The 17380-nt window shown below is 69.8% G+C and carries 16 protein-coding genes and 1 tRNA gene; 11 read left to right on the top strand and 6 right to left on the bottom strand.

Going from position 1 to position 17380, the window contains the following annotated elements; translation table 11 throughout:
* Positions 1-57: 57 nt before the first annotated feature.
* A complete protein-coding gene (locus ABT084_RS04020) occupies positions 58-2691 on the bottom strand; it encodes an RICIN domain-containing protein (RefSeq protein ID WP_351038087.1) in 2634 nt (877 codons plus the stop codon).
* 244 nt (positions 2692-2935) lie between these two features.
* On the opposite strand from ABT084_RS04020, the gene ABT084_RS04015 reads away from it, so the two are divergent.
* The 3 genes from ABT084_RS04015 to ABT084_RS04005 all read left to right on the top strand — a co-directional run bounded on the left by ABT084_RS04015 (position 2936) and on the right by ABT084_RS04005 (position 8076).
* Positions 2936-4507 (top strand): sigma-70 family RNA polymerase sigma factor, encoded by a 1572-nt coding sequence (locus tag ABT084_RS04015; RefSeq protein ID WP_351038086.1) that lies wholly within the window; start codon positions 2936-2938, stop codon positions 4505-4507.
* 394 nt (positions 4508-4901) lie between these two features.
* Entirely contained in the window at positions 4902-7283 is a 2382-nt protein-coding gene (locus ABT084_RS04010) for a non-reducing end alpha-L-arabinofuranosidase family hydrolase (RefSeq protein ID WP_351038085.1), read from the top strand.
* A 463-nt stretch (positions 7284-7746) separates the two neighbouring features.
* Positions 7747-8076 carry a Scr1 family TA system antitoxin-like transcriptional regulator gene (locus ABT084_RS04005; RefSeq protein WP_351038084.1) on the top strand — a complete coding sequence of 110 codons (330 nt, stop codon included), beginning with the start codon at positions 7747-7749 and terminating at the stop codon, positions 8074-8076.
* A gap of 109 nt (positions 8077-8185) precedes the next feature.
* Here ABT084_RS04005 and ABT084_RS04000 read toward each other — a convergent pair whose 3' ends face one another.
* Positions 8186-9706: an ice-binding family protein gene (locus ABT084_RS04000; protein WP_351038083.1), complete on the bottom strand. Its 1521-nt coding sequence runs from the start codon at positions 9704-9706 to the stop codon at positions 8186-8188.
* Between the two features lie 1136 nt (positions 9707-10842).
* Here ABT084_RS04000 and ABT084_RS03995 point away from each other — a divergent pair.
* From ABT084_RS03995 to ABT084_RS03980, 4 genes are read left to right on the top strand one after another with little or no spacing between them, the layout of a single operon-like run.
* Positions 10843-11262 carry a hypothetical protein gene (locus ABT084_RS03995; protein WP_351038082.1) on the top strand — a complete coding sequence of 140 codons (420 nt, stop codon included), beginning with the start codon at positions 10843-10845 and terminating at the stop codon, positions 11260-11262.
* On the top strand, positions 11250-11516 hold the full coding sequence (locus ABT084_RS03990) for a hypothetical protein (RefSeq protein WP_351038081.1): 267 nt from the start codon (positions 11250-11252) through the stop codon (positions 11514-11516). The genes ABT084_RS03995 and ABT084_RS03990 overlap by 13 nt, the downstream gene beginning before the upstream one ends.
* Positions 11513-11881, top strand: a complete 369-nt coding sequence (locus ABT084_RS03985; protein ID WP_351038080.1) for a hypothetical protein — start codon at positions 11513-11515, stop codon at positions 11879-11881. Before ABT084_RS03990 ends, ABT084_RS03985 begins: the two co-directional genes overlap by 4 nt.
* On the top strand, positions 11878-12156 hold the full coding sequence (locus ABT084_RS03980) for a hypothetical protein (protein WP_351038079.1): 279 nt from the start codon (positions 11878-11880) through the stop codon (positions 12154-12156). The genes ABT084_RS03985 and ABT084_RS03980 overlap by 4 nt, the downstream gene beginning before the upstream one ends.
* 218 nt (positions 12157-12374) lie before the next feature.
* On the opposite strand, the gene ABT084_RS03975 is transcribed toward ABT084_RS03980, so the two are convergent.
* Positions 12375-12866, bottom strand: coding sequence for an anthrone oxygenase family protein (locus ABT084_RS03975; protein WP_351038078.1), 492 nt, complete (start codon positions 12864-12866; stop codon positions 12375-12377).
* Positions 12867-12871: 5 nt separating this feature from the next.
* On the bottom strand, positions 12872-13528 hold the full coding sequence (locus tag ABT084_RS03970; protein WP_351038077.1) for a maleylpyruvate isomerase family mycothiol-dependent enzyme: 657 nt from the start codon (positions 13526-13528) through the stop codon (positions 12872-12874).
* A 71-nt stretch (positions 13529-13599) separates the two neighbouring features.
* Between ABT084_RS03970 and ABT084_RS03965 the strand changes: the two genes are divergently transcribed.
* Positions 13600-14523, top strand: a complete 924-nt coding sequence (locus tag ABT084_RS03965) for a LysR family transcriptional regulator (RefSeq protein WP_351038076.1) — start codon at positions 13600-13602, stop codon at positions 14521-14523.
* Positions 14524-14602: 79 nt separating this feature from the next.
* Here ABT084_RS03965 and ABT084_RS03960 read toward each other — a convergent pair.
* Positions 14603-14673: transfer RNA gene (locus ABT084_RS03960), tRNA-Gly, on the bottom strand.
* Positions 14674-14852: 179 nt separating this feature from the next.
* Between ABT084_RS03960 and ABT084_RS03955 the strand changes: the two genes are divergently transcribed.
* The 3 genes from ABT084_RS03955 to ABT084_RS03945 all read left to right on the top strand — a co-directional run bounded on the left by ABT084_RS03955 (position 14853) and on the right by ABT084_RS03945 (position 16247).
* Complete coding sequence (locus ABT084_RS03955; RefSeq protein WP_351038075.1) at positions 14853-15056, top strand: hypothetical protein; 204 nt, start codon at positions 14853-14855, stop codon at positions 15054-15056.
* Positions 15057-15165: 109 nt separating this feature from the next.
* On the top strand, positions 15166-15753 hold the full coding sequence (gene dcd, locus ABT084_RS03950) for a dCTP deaminase (protein ID WP_351038074.1): 588 nt from the start codon (positions 15166-15168) through the stop codon (positions 15751-15753).
* The gene (locus ABT084_RS03945; RefSeq protein ID WP_351038073.1) at positions 15750-16247 is read left to right on the top strand and encodes a phosphoribosyltransferase; all 498 of its coding nucleotides are present in this window, start codon (positions 15750-15752) and stop codon (positions 16245-16247) included. The genes dcd and ABT084_RS03945 overlap by 4 nt, the downstream gene beginning before the upstream one ends.
* Positions 16248-16333: 86 nt before the next feature.
* On the opposite strand, the gene ABT084_RS03940 is transcribed toward ABT084_RS03945, so the two are convergent.
* The gene (locus tag ABT084_RS03940; RefSeq protein WP_351038072.1) at positions 16334-17242 is read right to left on the bottom strand and encodes a Yip1 family protein; all 909 of its coding nucleotides are present in this window, start codon (positions 17240-17242) and stop codon (positions 16334-16336) included.
* Positions 17243-17380: the final 138 nt, after the last annotated feature.

Here is a 17380-nt window from a genome sequence, read left to right as displayed (position 1 = left end):
CTCCTCGTGCCTGCGGCCCCGCCCCGGCGTCGGGTTCACATCGGGTTCAACTCGGGTTCAGGAGGACGGGTCGCCGTACTGGAGGCCGCGTCCGTTGGTGCCGATGTAGACCCGGCCGAAGGTGTCGGGGTCACCGGTGACGATGCCGAGGCCGGCGAAGTTGCCCCACTGATGGGCGTCGTCGTTGACGCGGAGCCAGGTGGCGCCCTTGTCGGTGGAGCGGAAGACCCCGGGGACGCCCTTGACGGTGCCGATCATGTACAGGGCCTGGTAGGAGGCGCCCGGCGCGGCCTTGCCGAATCCGATGCCCGAGGCGGACTGCACCGCGTCGAGCGTGGTGAAGGCGCGGCCGCCGTCGGTGGAGTGCAGCAGTCCCTTGCCGCCGCCGGCGATCCACAGGTCCCCGGCGATGCCGGGTACGGCCGAGACCCGGCCGTTGGGCAGGTTGGTGGCGCGGGCGGTGAAGGTCGCGCCGCCGTCGGTGCTGGCGTAGAGCGTGCCGCCGGACAGCGAGTAGAACGTCCTGGCCGAGGAGCGGTCGGCGACGACCACGGCGTCGGTGCCCAGGCCGCCGACCTTCGACCAGCTCGCCCCGTGGTCCGTCGAGCGGTACGGAGCCTGGCCGGCCTCGGTCCACACGATGGCGGAGCCGTCCGCCGAGATCGCCACATGACCGCTGTGGGCGCCGGCCACCGGCTCTGCCGTGAAGCCGTTCCAGTTGACGCCGCCATCGGTGGAGTAGGCGCCGTCCTGCGTGCCGCCACGGCCGACGCGAACCATCATCGAGGGGTTGGACTGGGCGAAATCGATGCTGGTGCTGTTGGACATCAGCGGGTTCTTCAGCCGCCCGGCGGGCACCGTGGCCAGGGAGCCGTCGTACCGGAAACCGCCCTGGTCGCCCATGGAAGTGATCAGGGTGGCGCCGCCGGGCGGGGCGATCGCGTCCGCCAGCGCCGTCTCCTCCAGCCCGCGCGCCCCCGGGGTCCAGTGGCTGGTGCCGCCGCTGTCGGTGGCGGAGGCGTCCTTGCTGCGCCAGATGCCGTTGCCGGTGCCGTACAGCACGTGCCCGGAGCTGAAGGGATCGATGGCCAGGGCGGTCATCCAGTGCCCGATGCCGGTGCCGAAGTAGGGCGCGGCGGAGGCGTCCCGCTCCGACTTCGCGGCCTGTGCCTTCCAGGTCGCGCCGCCGTCGGTGCTCCGGTACACCTCGTCCTCGGGCCACCAGCGGTCGAGGGTGGTCACCATCACCGTGGAGGGCTTCTGAGGGTCGACGGCCAGACCGGAGAAGCCGTAACTGCCCTGGGAGGGGGAGACGTTCTTCCACGCCCCGCCAGCCGGCGTGTACTTCCAGACCGAGCCGGCCGTCACGTCGTTGGGCCCGACGTCGTTGGTGTACGTCAGGTACAGCGAGCCGTCACCGGAGAGCACGCCGTGCTGCGGCATCTGCCCGGTGGGCTGCCCGGAGACGGCCTGCCAGGTGTTTCCGCCGTCGGTGGAGCGGTACAGGGAGGTGGACTTGTCGCCGACGCCGACGTAGACCGTCCTGCTGCCGGCCGGACCGTACGTCACGAAGGAGATGCCCGTGCCGCTGCTCGCCCCGTCCTTGACGGGGAAGGCGGAGACCTGCTTCCACGTCACGCCGTAATCGGTGCTGCGCCACAGGCCGTTCTTACGGGTGCCCAGCAGCAGGGTGCCGTGGTCCGCGGGGTCGACCACCAGCCGTTCGCCCGCGCCGCGGCCGGACTCGTTGCCGCCCAGCTTGAAGGGCAGCTCGGTGCGCTGGAAGGTGCGGCCCCGGTCCGTGGAACGCAGGATCGCGGCGTTTCCGGCCCAGTCGTTGGTGTAGGTGCCCGCTCCGAGGTAGAGCCGCCCCGGGTCGACGGGGTCCGTGGCCAGCGAGTCGATGCCCAGCAGGTTCCAGTCCTTCTCGCCGACCCAGTCGGTCAGCGGGATCCACTGCTCGGCCTCGGAGTCCCAGCGGTAGGCGCCACCCATGTCGGTCCGCGCGTACAGCAGACCCCTCTCCCGCGGATTGAACACCAGCCCGGTGACGTAACCACCGCCCACCACCTGGGCGTTCTTCCACACGTACGGTCCGCTCGCCCCGGCCGCCCGATCCCCGGGCACTCTCACGAGCTTCCACTGCTGGTTCGCGCTGCCACCATTCGGATACTGGATGACTCCCGCGCCGTCGGCCGTGGAACCCCCGGAGACGTCCAGGACCTGGCCGGTCCGGCGTGAAGTGAAGGTGACCGCGCCGGAGCCGCCCACATCGTCGATCCGCCACTCCTGGGAGGGGGAGGCGCTGTCGGTCTGCTGCTCCGCGGCGGCCGCCTTGGCAGCCGACTGACCGGCTATGCCCAGCACCTTGCCGCTGTTGCGGTTCACCAGCTCGTAGTAGCCGTCGCCGGTGGGCTTCAGCTTCCACTGCTGGTTGGCGGTGTTCTGGTCGGTCCACTGCTGGATCCGGGTGCCGTCGGCGGTCGAGAAGGCGTTGACGTCCAGTACCTTGCCGCTGCGCACGGAGACCAGCCGGTAGTAGGCCGCGTCATCGATCGTCGCGGCCTGCGAGTCCTCCTGCACGAACAGGAGATACGGCACGAGGACGGCCGGTACGCCGAGCAGCAGACCGGTGGCGGTCCAGCGACGGCGGTGACGCCCGCGGCGCCCGCCGTTCGTGGGGTTCTTCATGGGGGAGGTGTTCTCCTTGCATGCCGTTCACCAGAGGAAATGCGGATCCCGGCCGCCAGAACCGGCCGGATCCGCCCCCTTGTCGCCGCAGGCACCGCAAAGGGTTGCCGCGAGCCGGAAGTCTTTTCCAGGTCACCTTTCCCGGGACCCGGGGCATGGGCTCGGGCCACATACCCTTGCCGACGCCAAGGTGTTGCGCCGTACTCGGCGGGCGCTCCCCTGAGGGAGGTAGGGAATGGGGCTCATGAACGCGGACCACGCGGGGCTGGTGCTCGCGGCGCAGGCCGGTGACGACCGGGCGCGCGAGGAACTGATCGCCGCTTACCTGCCGTTGGTGTACAACATCGTCGGCCGGGCGTTGAGCGGGCATGCCGACGTCGACGACGTCGTCCAGGAAACCCTGCTGCGCGTGGTGCGCGACCTGCCCGCCCTGCGGGCCCCGGAGAGCTTCCGGTCCTGGCTGGTGTCGATCACGCTCCGCCAGATCACCACGCACTGGCAGCGGCAACGCGCCGCCGCCGACCGGACCACGGTCATCGACGAGGCGTTGCGGATACCGGACCTGGGCGCCGAACCCGAGGACGTGACGCTCCTGCGTCTGCACGTGTCCGACGAGCGCCGGCAGGTCGTCGAAGCCGGCCGGTGGCTCGACCCGGACCATCGGGTGCTGCTGTCGCTGTGGTGGCAGGAATGCGCCGGCTCGCTGAGCCGCGACGACATGTCCGCCTCGCTGGGACTCACCGTCGCCCACGTCGGCGTACGCCTGCAGCGCATGCGCGAGCAGCTGGAGCTGAGCCGGACGATCGTGGCCGCGCTGGCGGCGGACCCGCGCTGTCCGGAGTTGGACGGGACCGTCGTCGGCTGGGACGGTCTGCGGTCCTCCGTGTGGCGCAAGCGGATCGCGCGGCACACCCGCGGCTGCCCGCTCTGCACGGCGACGACGACGGAGCGGGTTCCGGCCGAACGGCTGGTCCTCAGCCTCCTGCCGCTGGCCGTCCCGGCCGGACTCGGCGCCGCGCTGGTGGCCAAGGGCCTGCTGTCGGGCACGGCCGCGAGCGCCGCCGGGCTGGCCACGGCGCCCGCCGCCTTCGGCACGGCCGCGGGGGGAAGCGGCCTGTACGGCTCGCTGATCGGCAAGCTGCAGGTGGTGACCGCTCATCCGGTGGTGAGCCTCGCCACCGCCGCGGTGCTCATCGCCGGGACCGCCACCTACGCGACCTGGCCCGCACCGGAGCATCGGGGGTCCGGCGTCCTCGCCGCCCCCACGGCCGGCGGTCCCACGCCGGTCCCGACGGGCACCACCCCGTCGGCCGGCGCGTCTCCGGCCGACCCGTCCCCGTCGGGCCCGTCCCCGTCGGGCCCGTCCGCCGCCGCGGGCACGGTGCCGCTGGGCGCGCGGTCGCTGGAGTCCGTGGACGAACCCGGCCTGTACCTCACGTACGCCGACGACTTCGCGGCGCTCGGCCGAGTCTCCGCGTCCAGCGGCGCGCAGACACGGGAGCGGGTCACCTTCACGGTCGTCCAGGGGCTGGCCGACCCGCGGTGCGTCACCTTCCGCGCCGCTGACGGCCGCTATCTGCGCCATCGCCTCCTGCGGTTGCGGCTGAGCGCCGACGACGGCAGCGGACTGTTCCGTGAGGACGCCACCTTCTGCCCGAGCACCGGTTCGGCCCCCGGATCGGTGACCCTGCACGCGCACAACTACCCGGGATCGGTCCTGCGCCACCGCGACGGGGGCATCTGGCTCGACGGCTCCGACGGCACCGCGTCCTTCGCCGGCCAGGCCTCCTTCGTCCCGCGCGGGGCGGGGGCTTGAGACCCGCTCCCTGAGCACCCCCTTCCCGGGGACGGCCGGAACCGGGGACGCGCCGTAACACTTTCCGGCCGCGAGATGCATCACGGGGCAATCGCCGGGGCGGCGCGATTTTTTCGTTACGGGGCCGCGCGCGGGGAGGCCTCCTCTTCGTGGGGTTGCTCGTCCCGCCGTTCACCAGGAGGTGCCGGCGGGGCGGGTTCCCCGACTTCCCCTTGACGCATCCCCTGAAGAAGGCCCCACCCATGACGCGACACAGCCACGAACCCCGGGTGACCGGTGGGCGGGAACGGTCCCGCCTCCCGCACCGCACCCACCCCGCGGCGGATCAGGCCGTAGCGGCCGACGCGCGCACGCTCACGGCGACCAGGGTGACCCGCGACTCCCGAGGTGAATCATGAAGGGCCTGCACCGGCTCAGCCGGCGTCGCCGAACCGTGGCGATAGGAGTGACGGCCGCGGCGCTGGTGGCCGGCGTCGTGACGCTCCTCCCCAGCTCCGCCGGAGCCACGACGCCCCTGGGTACGCAGGCGGCACCCTCGGGCCGGTACTTCGGCACCGCCGTGGCCGCCGGCAGGCTCGGCGACTCGACGTACGCCGGGCTCGCGGACCGGGAGTTCAACATGATCACCCCGGAGAACGAGATGAAGTGGGACGCCATCGAGCCGTCCCGCGGCAATTTCACCTTCGGCCCCGCCGACCGCATCGTCAACCACGCCACGGAGCACGGCCAGCGCATGCGCGGCCACACCACGGTCTGGCACTCGCAGCTCCCGGCCTGGGTCAGCTCCATCCGCGACGCGAACACGCTGCGCAGCGTGATGAACAACCACATCACCACCGAGATGACCCACTACAAGGGCAAGATCTACGCCTGGGACGTGGTCAACGAGGCGTTCGCCGACGGCTCCGGCCAGCACCGCGGCTCGGTGTTCCAGAACGTGCTGGGCAACGGATTCATCGAGGAGGCGTTCCGCACCGCCCGGGCGGCGGACCCCTCGGCCAAGCTCTGCTACAACGACTACAACATCGAGAACTGGTCGGACGCCAAGACGCAGGGCGTCTACAGCATGGTCAAGGACTTCAAGGCCCGCGGCGTGCCGATCGACTGCGTCGGCTTCCAGAGCCACTTCGGCGCCGGCGGCCCGCCGTCGAGCTTCCAGACCACCCTGTCCAGCTTCGCCGCCCTGGGTGTCGACGTCCAGATCACCGAGCTGGACATCGCCCAGGCGTCGCCCACCCACTACGCCAACACGGTCAAGGCCTGCCTGGCAGTGCTCCGGTGCAGCGGGATCACGGTGTGGGGCATCCGCGACAGCGACTCCTGGCGCGGCGGCGAGAGCCCCCTGCTCTTCGACAACAACGGCAACCCCAAGGCCGCCTACTCCGCCGTCGTGAACGCCCTCAAGGCCGCCCCCGGCGCCACCGACGGAGCCGGTACCGGGGCGATCAAGGGCGTCGGCTCCGGTCGGTGCATCGACATCAACGGCTCGACCACCGCCAACGGCACCCAGGCGCAGCTGTGGGACTGCAACGGGCAGACCAACCAGCGCTGGACCTACACCGCCGGCAAGCAGCTGATGGTCTACGGCACCAAGTGCCTGGACGCCAAGGACAACGGCACCGCCAACGGCACCGCGGTGGTCATCGCGGACTGCAACGGCGGCGCGGGCCAGCAGTGGAACATCAACACGGACGGCACGATCGCCGAGGTCCGGTCCGGCCTGTGCCTCGACGCCGTCGGCGCGGCCACCGCCAACCGCACCAAGATCCAGCTGCACGCCTGCTGGTCCGGCGGTGGCAACCAGAAGTGGACCGGCCTGTCCGGCACGTCGACCCCGACGACGCCCTCCCCGGCGGGCGGCCCGTGCGCCCTTCCGTCGACGTACCGATGGACGTCGACGGGCGCGCTGGCGCAGCCGGCGAACGGGGGAGCCTCGCTGAAGGACTTCACCACCGTCACGTACAACGGCAAACACCTGGTCTACGGGACGAACTTCGCGGGATCGGCGTACGGCTCGATGATGTTCCGTCCCTTCACGAACTGGTCGGACATGGCGTCGGCCGGCCAGACCGGCATGAACCAGGCCGCGGTGGCGCCCACGCTGTTCTACTTCGCGCCCAAGAAGATCTGGGTGCTGGCTTACCAGTGGGGTCAGTGGCCCTTCATCTACCGCACCTCGAGCGACCCGACCAACCCCAACGGCTGGTCCGCGCCGCAGCCGCTGTTCACCGGCAGCATCCCCCGCACCGACTCCCCGACCGGCCCGATCGACCAGACCCTGATCGCCGACGACCAGAACATGTACCTGTTCTTCGCCGGTGACAACGGCAAGATCTACCGGGCGAGCATGCCGATCGGGAACTTCCCGGGCAACTTCGGCTCGTCGTACACGACGGTCATGAGCGACGCGGCGGACAAGCTGTTCGAGGCGCCGCAGGTCTACAAGGTGCAGGGCCAGAACCAGTACCTCATGATCGTCGAGGCGAAGGGCGCGAACCAGCAGCGCTACTTCCGCTCGTTCACGGCCTCCGGCCTGAGCGGTTCCTGGACCCCGCAGGCCACCAGCGAGAACAACCCCTTCGCGGGCAAGGCCAACAGCGGCGCCACCTGGACCAACGACATCAGCCACGGTGACCTGGTCCGCAACAACCCCGACCAGACCATGACCATCGACCCCTGCAACCTCCAGTTCCTCTACCAGGGCAAATCCCCCACCGCAGGCGGCCCCTACGACCAACTGCCGTACCGCCCGGGCATCCTCACCCTCCAGCACTGACCCCCCTCGCCCCGCCCACGAAGAGGAACCCCGGCCGCCCCGGCCGGGGTTCCTCTATGGAATGGTGCGGGCCGCCCGGAAGACGGCCGCTGAGCAGGCGGGAAAGGAGTCAAGTGGTGCGCAAGTGGTGCGGGACTCTTGAAAGGGTCTAGACAACGAAGAAGGCCCAGGTTGCTGACCTGGGCCTTCCCGGAAGAGCGGATGATCGGATCGGCGCGGTGAGACGGTGATGCAACGGCCCCGGCACATTCACGCACCGGGGCCGCCCTTCCGGGCACTGCACGTGAGAGTGCAATGACCCACTTATCAGGGTATGCCCGTGCCGTGTCTTCGGCATCGGGGGCTTTCCGCAGCGCTGCGGACCAGGCGGCGGACGTGGCCCAGCGGGCCTCGGCGGGCAGGATCGTCACGGATCCCGCGCCGCGGCGGTGGTCTCTCTGCCGCTGGCATATTGCTCAGAAACATGAAGGGGTTTGGCGTTCGTTCTTATTTATTCGAACCGGAAAAATACGGAGTCCAGGATCAGCGGCTCGTCGACCGTCTGATGCAGCTGGCCAAGAAATCGGGTCAGCAGGGCTGGTGGAACTCCTACGTGGTGTATCTGGAAGGCTTCACCAGCGATTTCTATCTGGAAAAACGATCCGACGTACGGTGCTACAGCGATATGTACGCGCACTTGCAGGCCCAGGCATTGAGCCCGGAGAACACCCTGAATTTCCTCGACGAAGCCGCCAAGGCGTACGCCGGCACGGAATTCCGACCCGACGCTCGCGAACTGCCCTGCCACCTGTGAACGCCGTGCGGTAGGCCGTCGGTGACGGGAACGCCCACGGTCTGGCGATCCGTCCCGAGCGCTCGGGACGGATCGTTCAGCGACGTGAGGTGGTCACGCCTGCGATGGGCTAGTCCTGTCGAGTCGTTGCACCTCGCCGGGTTCGTTTCATGGCGAAGAGGGCCGAGCCTCCGAGGAAGGCCAGTGCGGCCGCACAGGCGGCCATGAAGGTGGTCCCGCTGCTCGCGCCGCGCGCGCTGAGGTCTGGCGACGCCACCCGCGACCGCTGGTCCGTGGCGGCGCTCACGTGGGCGAAGTTGACGCTCTTGGGCGTGGAGCCGCGACCCACGTGGCCCAGGGCGTCGTCGAGGCCGCCTGGCAAGAAGTCGGCCCAGGGGGGCTTGCCATGGTCGTGGTCGTCGGGACCTTGACCGTGTTCGTCCTCGTCATGGTCGTGGTCGTCGGGACCTTGACCGTGCTCGTCATGGTCGTGGTCGTCGGGACCTTGACCGTGCTCGCCCTTGCCGTGGTCGTGGTGACCGTGGCCGTGCTCGCCCTTGTCACCCTTTTCGCCCTTGTCGCCGCGAGGCCCCTTGGGTCCCGCGGGTCCCGCGGGTCCGGCAGGTCCGGCAGGTCCGGCGGGTCCGGTGGGTCCGGCGGGTCCGGCAGGTCCGGCGGGTCCGGTGGGTCCCGCAGGTCCGGCAGGTCCTGCGGAACCGGTGGGCCCGGGCGCTCCGGGCGAGCCGGGGGCTCCGGTGGGGCCGGGGGCGCCAGGCGAGCCGGTGGGGCCGGGGGCACCGGGCGAGCCGGGGGCACCAGGGCTGCCGGTGGGACCGGGTGCACCGGTGGGACCGGGTGCACCGGTGGGACCGGGTGCACCGGTGGGACCGGGTGCACCGGTCGGGCCGGGGCTGCCGGTGGGACCGGGGCTGCCGGTGGGGCCGGGTGAGCCCGTCGGCCCGGGAGGCCCGGGCGGGCCAACCGCGCAGGCTGCCCTCGTGATCGTGTTGTTGTCCATCGTGACCGCGCCATTGCGCGCCAGGGCGCGGCCTTCGATCACGGCGCTGTGGTTCAGCGTGATGGACTCCATGGCCAGGATGTTGCCCTTGAACTGCGTGGTCGTGTCGAGGGTGGCGGAGCTGCCCACCTCCCAGAACACGTTGCAGGCGTTCGCTCCGTTGATGAAGGCCACGACGCTGGCCGGAGCCGTGATCAGGGTCGAGGGGATCCGGAAGATGAACACGGAGTCGGGCTGGTTCTGACCGTCGAGCGTCACCGTTCCGGTGATGTGCAGCTCCGACGAGGCCGAGTAGACGCCGGGCGCCAGCGTTTGTCCGCCGATATCGGCCGTGGCGAGCACGTTCCCGGGTCCCCGGCTGTCCGCGTCGTTGTAGGCGGTGACGAGGTCGGCCTTCGCCTGCATGGCGGCGGCGTCGGTCACGTGCTGTGTTCCGTTGACGATGCCCGGCGGGAAGCCGGTCACCGATGTGCCCGGATGTAGCCCCAGGTCGCCGTTGATGACTGTGGGGTTCGTATTGGTGATCGTCGAACCGGCCAGAACCGCATAGTTGGTGGCGGTCCCCAGCCCCACGGGGGCTTCGGCGGCGTAAGCGGGGCTCGGGGCCAGGGAGGCCGCCGCCACGAGCGCCACGGGGAGCAGGGAGAGAGACCCCCGTCTGAGCAGCGTGCGTTGTGACCCTCTGGCGGGTGGATCCGACCGGATGACGTCCGATGCCATAGCGGGACCTTTCTTGTTGCTTCGAATCTCAAGCCCCCCAAGGAGGATTCCGAGCGCCGCGGCGATGACCGCTCAGGGCCGCGATCCCCCTGCCTGTGCCGACGCGCTGAATCACCCTGAGCGGAGGACCGCAGAGCGACTCTCTGCCAGAGGCAGTGATACGCCGCGAACCGGGGTATTCCCGCATATTGCACAGCGATAGACCGCAAATCAGGAAAAGGGTCTACATGAGTGACGCGGCGTCAGGAAAACGATTCCGTACGCCAGTACGAATCTGTTGCACCGCCAAAGCGTCGGCGGATGGGTGGGGTCTGACCCGCTCGGTGTGCGGGACGCGGCCCTGCTCGGGGTGGATGATTCCCGTGTCCGTCAGTTGCTGCATGACGGGAAGCTTCAAGGGCAGCGGGTCGGTGGCCGTTGGCTGGTTGCCGGGGGCAGTGTCCGGGATCGAAAGGACCGGGGCCCTCGTTCACGGAGACCGTTGTCGGCCCGCAATGCATGGGGCGTTCTGGCGGTGCTGGACGGCCATCAGCCGGTGGGCCTGTCCGATGCCGAGAAGTCCCGGGTGCGCATGCGATTGCGGAATCTCCTTGCCCACGGGCAACCGGCTCCGGCCCTGCTTCAGGAGCTTCTTGCCGCCAGAGCCGAGGTTCGCTCGTACCGCGTTCATTCCGGCGTACTGCCGGTTCTGCTCGCCGCTCAGGATGTGGTGAGGGGGGAGCGAGTGCCGCGGCGCAGGCGGGGGCGGACTACATCGCTCTCGGCCGTGCGGAGATCTACGTACATCCCGGCAGCGTCGACAGACTGGAAGCCGAGTTCGGCATGGTCCGTGATGAAGAGCGGGGCAATGTCTCGGTCCGAATCCCCCCGGCGGAGATGTGGTCGTTCCTGAGCTCAAGGTCTGAAACGCCTGGGTGGGGCTACGACGCCCCCGCCTCAGTAGTGGCGGCCGACTTGCTGGACCGCCACGAGGGCCGAGCCGATGCAGCCGCAGCTGGGTTGTTTGAGTCTCTGCTGACTCGCTATGTACCGCCTCGGAGGGTATGAGTATGGCGGCTGAATTGCCCGGCGTACGGCTGCAGTCGGACCTGTTCACCGGTCCGCTGGTGAAGCTGTGGGACGTGCTGTTCGACCTTTCGGAGCAGGTGCCGGATGCCTGGTCGCTGATCGGTGGGCAAATGGTGCTCCTGCACGGCCTGGAGCATGGTCGGACCCCACCGGCGGCGAGCGCCGACCTGGATGTCCTGGCTGACGTGCAGTCGTATCAGCAGAGCTTGCGCCGTTTGGTCGCGGCGCTGGAACGGCTCGGATTCTCTCCCGCTGATATGTCGCCGCAGGGCAACCTGTTGCACCGCTATCAGCGCGGTGTCGGCGCCGGAGGTACCCGTTCCTGCCGCGATCGCTCTTCCGAGTCGCGTCATAGCGTCAAACGCGGGCGACGGTTTATGCTCGGGCTGTGCGAACTGTGAGCGACCCCCTGACGGACGACGAGAAGGCCGATCTGGACGACGCACTCAAGGCCGTCCGCCGGGCCGAGCAGGTCCTTGCGCGGACGCAGGCGCACCTCAATCGCACGGTGGGCCGGATCGGCTCCGCCGACCGCTACGGGCAGAAGGCTGCGACCGGCCGCCGCGTCGGCTGGTCCCGTCAGCACGTCACCGCCCTTGCCGATGCCTACCGTGCGGGCGAACTCGACCAGGAGGAGAGGACCGAAGCCGCATGAGCACCGCGCCCCAGCCGTCCGCCGTCCCGCAGCCGCCCACTCAGCCGGAGGCGATCCGCGCCGCCCTCGCCCAGGTGGCTCCGCAGCTGCTCGCCGACTTCGACCGCGACCGCGCGGCCAGCACCGCCCGCGCGCGCGCCGAGGTTTCCGCCATTCCTCTCCGCACGTTCACGGAGGCGTGGGCCGTTGAGGTGGCCATTGCCCGGCACCCGGAGACCGCCGCCCGACTCCACGTGCTCGAGGCCCGCGCCGGAGAGGTCACCGACCTCGGCGAGGCCCGAGACATCGCCTTCGAGATCAGCCGCATCCGCAACGCCGCCGCGGCCGAGGCCGGCCTCCGTACCGCCGGCGGGGCCGCCCGGTGACCGACGACCGTTGGGTGTGGGAGTACGCCTTCCACGCCGAGGACGAGGTCGGCTACCCGAAGACCGTCCGCGACGAGGTGAAGGCCGTCGCCGACCAGATCGTCGAGCTGGCCGACCTCGGCATCGACCCGTCCGAACTCGGCGACCCCACCCCCGGTACGGCTCGCCGTCACATGCTCCCGTCCGGCGGGTGGTTCGAGACCCAGGCGCTCCCACGGATGAGGCCGCGCCTCCTCGCCGTGGTTCTGGTCGTACCGCCGCCGCACTTGCTCTGACACGAGCAGGGCAGGTGGCGCGGGGTGGTGCGCGGCGCCAGGAAGGCCTGAACAACGAGGAAGCCCCAGGTCGCTGACCTGAGCCTTCCCGACGGGCTTCGCAGGGCATGCCTCCGCGCACCGGTTCTGACCGCTGCGCACCGCCCGTAAGGGCACGGCTGGGGCATGCCCCTGGCGGTAGGGCCTGTGGTACGTCCAGAGTCGCGGCGCGACCGTGTTCAAGCCGGGGTGATCTGCGTCTGCTTCTGGTCGACTGGCGGTTGCCCGAGGGTGAGGACGATGAGCAGAACGAACGCCGTGAGGGCAGTGAGCGTGCGCAGGTTGTTGAAGAGTTCCCAGCGCCGCAGGATCTCCGCGTGATCGGCCGGGGCCGAGGTGAGTGCCCATTCCTTGATCCGGCCGTTGATCGGCACGTTGCCGAGCCGGGTGATCAGGAAGGACGCGAGGGTCAGCCCACCTGCCGTACCCGCCATCAGCCGGGCGCGGCCGCGGGCCAGGGCCGAGAGGGCGAGGGAGCTCAGCGTCGACACGGCCATCGCCGCCTGCATGGTGATGCCGTTCATCTTCATCAACTCGGCGTGGAACGACAGCCGTATGTCGAGCGGTACCGCGTTGAAGGTGGGGACGAGGTTGGCTGCGCCGTAGCCGAACGCGCCGGCGAGGAGACCGGTGGCGAGCAGGGCGAGCCCCTGGAGCAGTCGGATGCGCATGCCCGTCACGCCACGGGTGCGGCGACGAAGCGGTCGCGCGGGTCGCCGCGGAGGTGTCCCGGTGGGAGCCGTCGGCCGTATGCGAGCAGGAGAAGGTCCTGTGCGGCGCCGGACAGAGGCGTTCCGGTGCCGAAGGACCATTCAAGGTCGTTCGCACGGAGTTCTATGCCGCCGAGGTCGGCTCCGAAGAACTTGAGGGTCCTGGCGTCGACGCTCTCCAGCAGGATGCGCACGCGGTCCTCGGGAACCCGGCGGCCGAGGCCCAGCGCGACCGTGATGTCCAGGCCGTGGATCACGTCGTGGCCCAAGGCCGCCTCGATCCCGCCGACCGGCGGTTTCCAGGGGTGATCCGCGTTGTCACTCAGCAATGCGGCGAGCCCACGCGTCGAATGGGTGGCCGCGTCTGTGCGGGCACATCGGTCGGTCATCCGATGGAGGCTGCCTCGCGCTCTGATCAGTTGCCACGCCATCTTGGAGAGCGAGTACCGAAACCCCATCGTCATGTGGGCCGCGACCTCCCGTACCCGCCACCCCCCGCACAGGGTCGGCGCGTCCCACTCCTCGGCCGACAGGCCGTCCAGGACGGCCGCCAGCTCCCGGCGTTCGGCCGCGATCGCGGCTCTGATCTCCGCCGCTGGTCTGCGGTACGTCGTGTTCCCCATGGCCTCAAGGCTCTCGGCAGCCCCGTCATAAGTCCAAGAGTTTGCATGTCTCGCAACTAGAATGATCAGTTATGGATATTCGGCAGCTGCGGTACTTCGTCACGGTCGCGGAGGAAGCCAACTTCACCCGCGCCGCCACCCGGCTGCACTTGGCACAGCCGGGTGTGAGTGCCCAGGTCCGCCAGCTCGAAAAGGAACTCGGGCACTCGCTGCTCGACCGCTCCGGCCGGTCGGTGACGCTTACGGAGGTGGGCGAGGCCGTACTGCCGTACGCGCGGGCCGCGATCACCGCCGTCGAAGCGGTACGGCAGACCGCGGGCGAATTCACCGGGTTGCTCCGCGGCAAGGTCACCCTCGGCCTCGTCTCGGGCGCAGCCGGGGCAGCCCATGAGTTCGACCTCGCCGCCGTCCTGGCAGGCTTCCACGAGGACCACCCCCAGGTGGAGATCGCCCTGACCGAGGACACCTCAGAGCGGATGCTCGCCGCGCTGCACCGAGGGGAGCTCGACACCGCGGTGATCGGACTCGCGGACCAGGAGCCCCCGCCAGGCATCTCCCTCCAGGTCCTGGTCGACGAGCCGCTGGTCGCAGCCGTCGCCCCGGACGACTCCGCCCTCACGTCCCCGGACCGCACGAGCATTCCGTTGGCCGAGCTCCGCGATCGCCCGTTGATCAGCCTGCCACGTGGCACAGGGCTGCGCGGGGTACTCGACCGCGCGTGCGCACAGGCGGGGTTCCGGCCCCGCGTCGCCTTCGAGGCAGCCGCTCCGCTGTTCCTTGCACAGCTCGCCGCCCGCGGTCTCGGCGTGGCGGTGGTTCCGGCCCTCCCCGCGAGCGCGGCGGCGGCGTTCGGGCTGCGGACGCTGGAGATCACCGAGCCGCGGCTACGCGGCCGGGTCGCTCTGGCCTGGCGGACGGACGGCCCCTCCAGCCCCGCCGGCGCCGTCTTCCTGAAGCTGCTGCGTACGAGTCGGGGTCAACCCGACGCACAATGACGGCAGTTATGGCATGCGGGGCTCGATAGGTCTAGACAACGAAGAAGGCCCAGGTCGCTGACCTGGGCCTTCTTGCAAGAGCGGATGACGGGAATCGAACCCGCGCTATAAGCTTGGGAAGCTCATGTTCTACCATTAAACTACATCCGCACAGCGGGCCAATTATCTGGTGCCGCATCGTTGCACACTGTACCCCATGATCCCTTGTCGGTGAATTCGCCCCGGCGGGGGGTGGGGGTGGTGGGGGTACCGGGTGCTGTGGGGGCGGGAGTTGGGGCGTACCTTTGGGGTGCGGAGCGGCGACTGGAGTGGGTCTTGTTCATCCCCTAATGTGGCGATTCGTCGCAGCACGGCTCGTTGGGGAAAGGGACTCGATGGAGCACACCGTCGTCCGTTGTGCCGAAGGGCATGTATTCAGTACCGCTTCGTTCCCGATGCAGCAGCTCGGGGCCGGGCGGATCGGTCCGGGGCGGCTCATCCGGTGTCCGCGGTGCGCGCGCCTGCGGCACGCGGTGCCCGTGGGCAAGCGGTAGGCAAGCGGTAGGCACGCAGGAGGCAAGCGGTAGTCGTACCGGCAGCGGACGGACGCGCGCGGGCGCACTCGATTGGGGGTGGCCCGCGCGCTCTGCGTATCCTCGGGACGTGCTTCTCTCCGACAAAGACATCCGTGCCGAGATCGACAGCGGACGGGTTCGCATCGACCCGTTCGAGGATTCGATGGTGCAGCCCTCCAGCATCGACGTACGGCTCGACCGGTTCTTCCGGGTGTTCGAGAACCACCGCTACGCGCACATCGACCCCGCCACCGAGCAGCCGGATCTGACCCGGATGGTCGAGCCGGACGGCGACGAGGCGTTCATCCTTCACCCGGGTGAGTTCGTGCTGGCCTCGACGTACGAGGTCATCTCGCTCCCGGACAACATCGCGTCCAGACTGGAAGGCAAGTCCAGCCTGGGCCGCCTCGGGCTGGTGACGCATTCGACGGCCGGGTTCATCGACCCCGGGTTCTCGGGGCACGTCACGCTCGAGCTGTCGAACCTCGCCACGCTGCCCATCAAGCTCTGGCCGGGCATGAAGATCGGGCAGCTGTGCCTGTTCCAGCTCAGCTCGTCCGCCGAGTTCCCGTACGGGAGCGAGCGCTACGGCTCGCGCTACCAGGGCCAGCGCGGACCGACGGCGTCGCGGTCCTTCCAGAACTTCCACCGCACTCAGGTGAGGCACCAGGCATGAGCGACGTACGCGAGAACCTCGACTACGAGCGGTTCGGCCGCGCCGTCCGCGAGCTGGCGCAGACCATCGCCGACGACGGGTACGAGCCCGACATCATCCTCAGCATCGCGCGCGGCGGCGTCTTCGTGGCGGGCGGCCTGGCGTACGCGCTCGACTGCAAGAACATCCACCTCGTGAACGTGGAGTTCTACACCGGCGTGGGCACGACGCTCGAGATGCCCGTCATGCTGGCCCCCGTGCCCGAGGCGATCGACTTCACCGCCAAGAAGGTGCTGATCACCGACGACGTCGCCGACACCGGCAAGACGCTCAAGCTGGTGCACGACTTCTGCCTCGACCACGTCGCCGAGGTGCGGTCGGCCGTGATCTACGAGAAGTCGCACTCGCTGGTGAAGTGCGAATACGTGTGGAAGAAGACCGACGAGTGGATCAACTTCCCCTGGTCGGTCGAACCGCCCGTCGTCAAGCGTGAGGGCCAGGTCCTCGACGCCTGAGGGCGTCCCGCGAGGGGTCCCCGCGAGGGATGGCGCAGGAGGGCCCGTACGCATCGCGTACGGGCCCTCCTGCGCTGTCCGGGGTGCTAGATCGTGCCCAGCTTGATGATCGACAGCAGGGCGATCAGCTGGATCGCGGACGCGCCGAGGGCCTTCGGCCACGGCAGGTCGTGCGATTTGCTGATCATCGAGGTGAAGAGGGCGCCGGCCGCCACCCAGGTGGCCCAGCCCAGCACCTGTACGAGGACGTTGTCGCCGCCCAGGAAGAGGGCGAAGAGCAGGCGCGGGGCGTCCGTGACCGACATGACCAGCATCGACAGGCCGATCGTCGGCTGCCACGCGCCGTCGCCGCCCAGCTGGCGGGCCAGGGTGTGCGTGACCGCGCCCAGGATCAGGCCGCAGATGACGAAGGCGACGGCCGAGGTCAGGACGATCGGGACGGCGTTGGCCAGCGTCGCGTTGATGACGTCCTTGCGGGCCTTGTCGAAGCCGAAGACGGCGAGCAGGCCGTACAGGAACGTCACGATCAGCGCCGGACCCCAGACGGGGTAGTCCCGCATCTGGAGGAAGGTCGGGCCGGGCCGCATGACGATGCCCCGGAGCAGGTCCTTCCACCTCAGCCGCGGCCCGGTCGGCCCGACCGGGGGCCGGTCCGCGCCCGCGTGATAGGTCGCGCCCTGGCTGTACGGGTCCTCGCCGAAGGCGAAGGCCTGCGTGTGCCCGGGGTTGTCCGCGTACGAGCCCCCGCCGCCGGGGCCGCCATAGCCGCCGCCCGGGTAGGGCGGAGCGCCCGTGCGGGGGTCGAAGTACTCCGGCTCCCCGTGGCCCCCTGGCGACGGTTGCGGCCACTGCTGCTGCGGCGGCGGGCCGGCCGGGGGATGGGCCTGCCGGCCGTACGGCGGCTGTTGCTGCTGCCCGTACGGCTGTTGCTGCTGCGGGGGTTGTTGCGGAGCACGGTTGTTGTCCCGGCCGCGTCCGATCCTGAATCCTGCCACGTGATCGAACGTACCTGGTCCGGCGACCGGCGGTGTGCGGGCGGCCGGAACCCGGGGCCTTTGCGGCTGACCTGTGACATCCCCTAGGTGTATTGCCCCGGGGGGCTGGCCCCCGGGGCGGTTTACACGGCTGCGCGG

This window comes from Streptomyces sp. NPDC002138 (genome assembly GCF_040296485.1).
Lineage (GTDB): Bacteria > Actinomycetota > Actinomycetes > Streptomycetales > Streptomycetaceae > Streptomyces.
The sequence above is the reverse complement of the archived record's forward strand: the minus strand, read 5'-3'. Positions and strand labels throughout refer to the sequence as shown.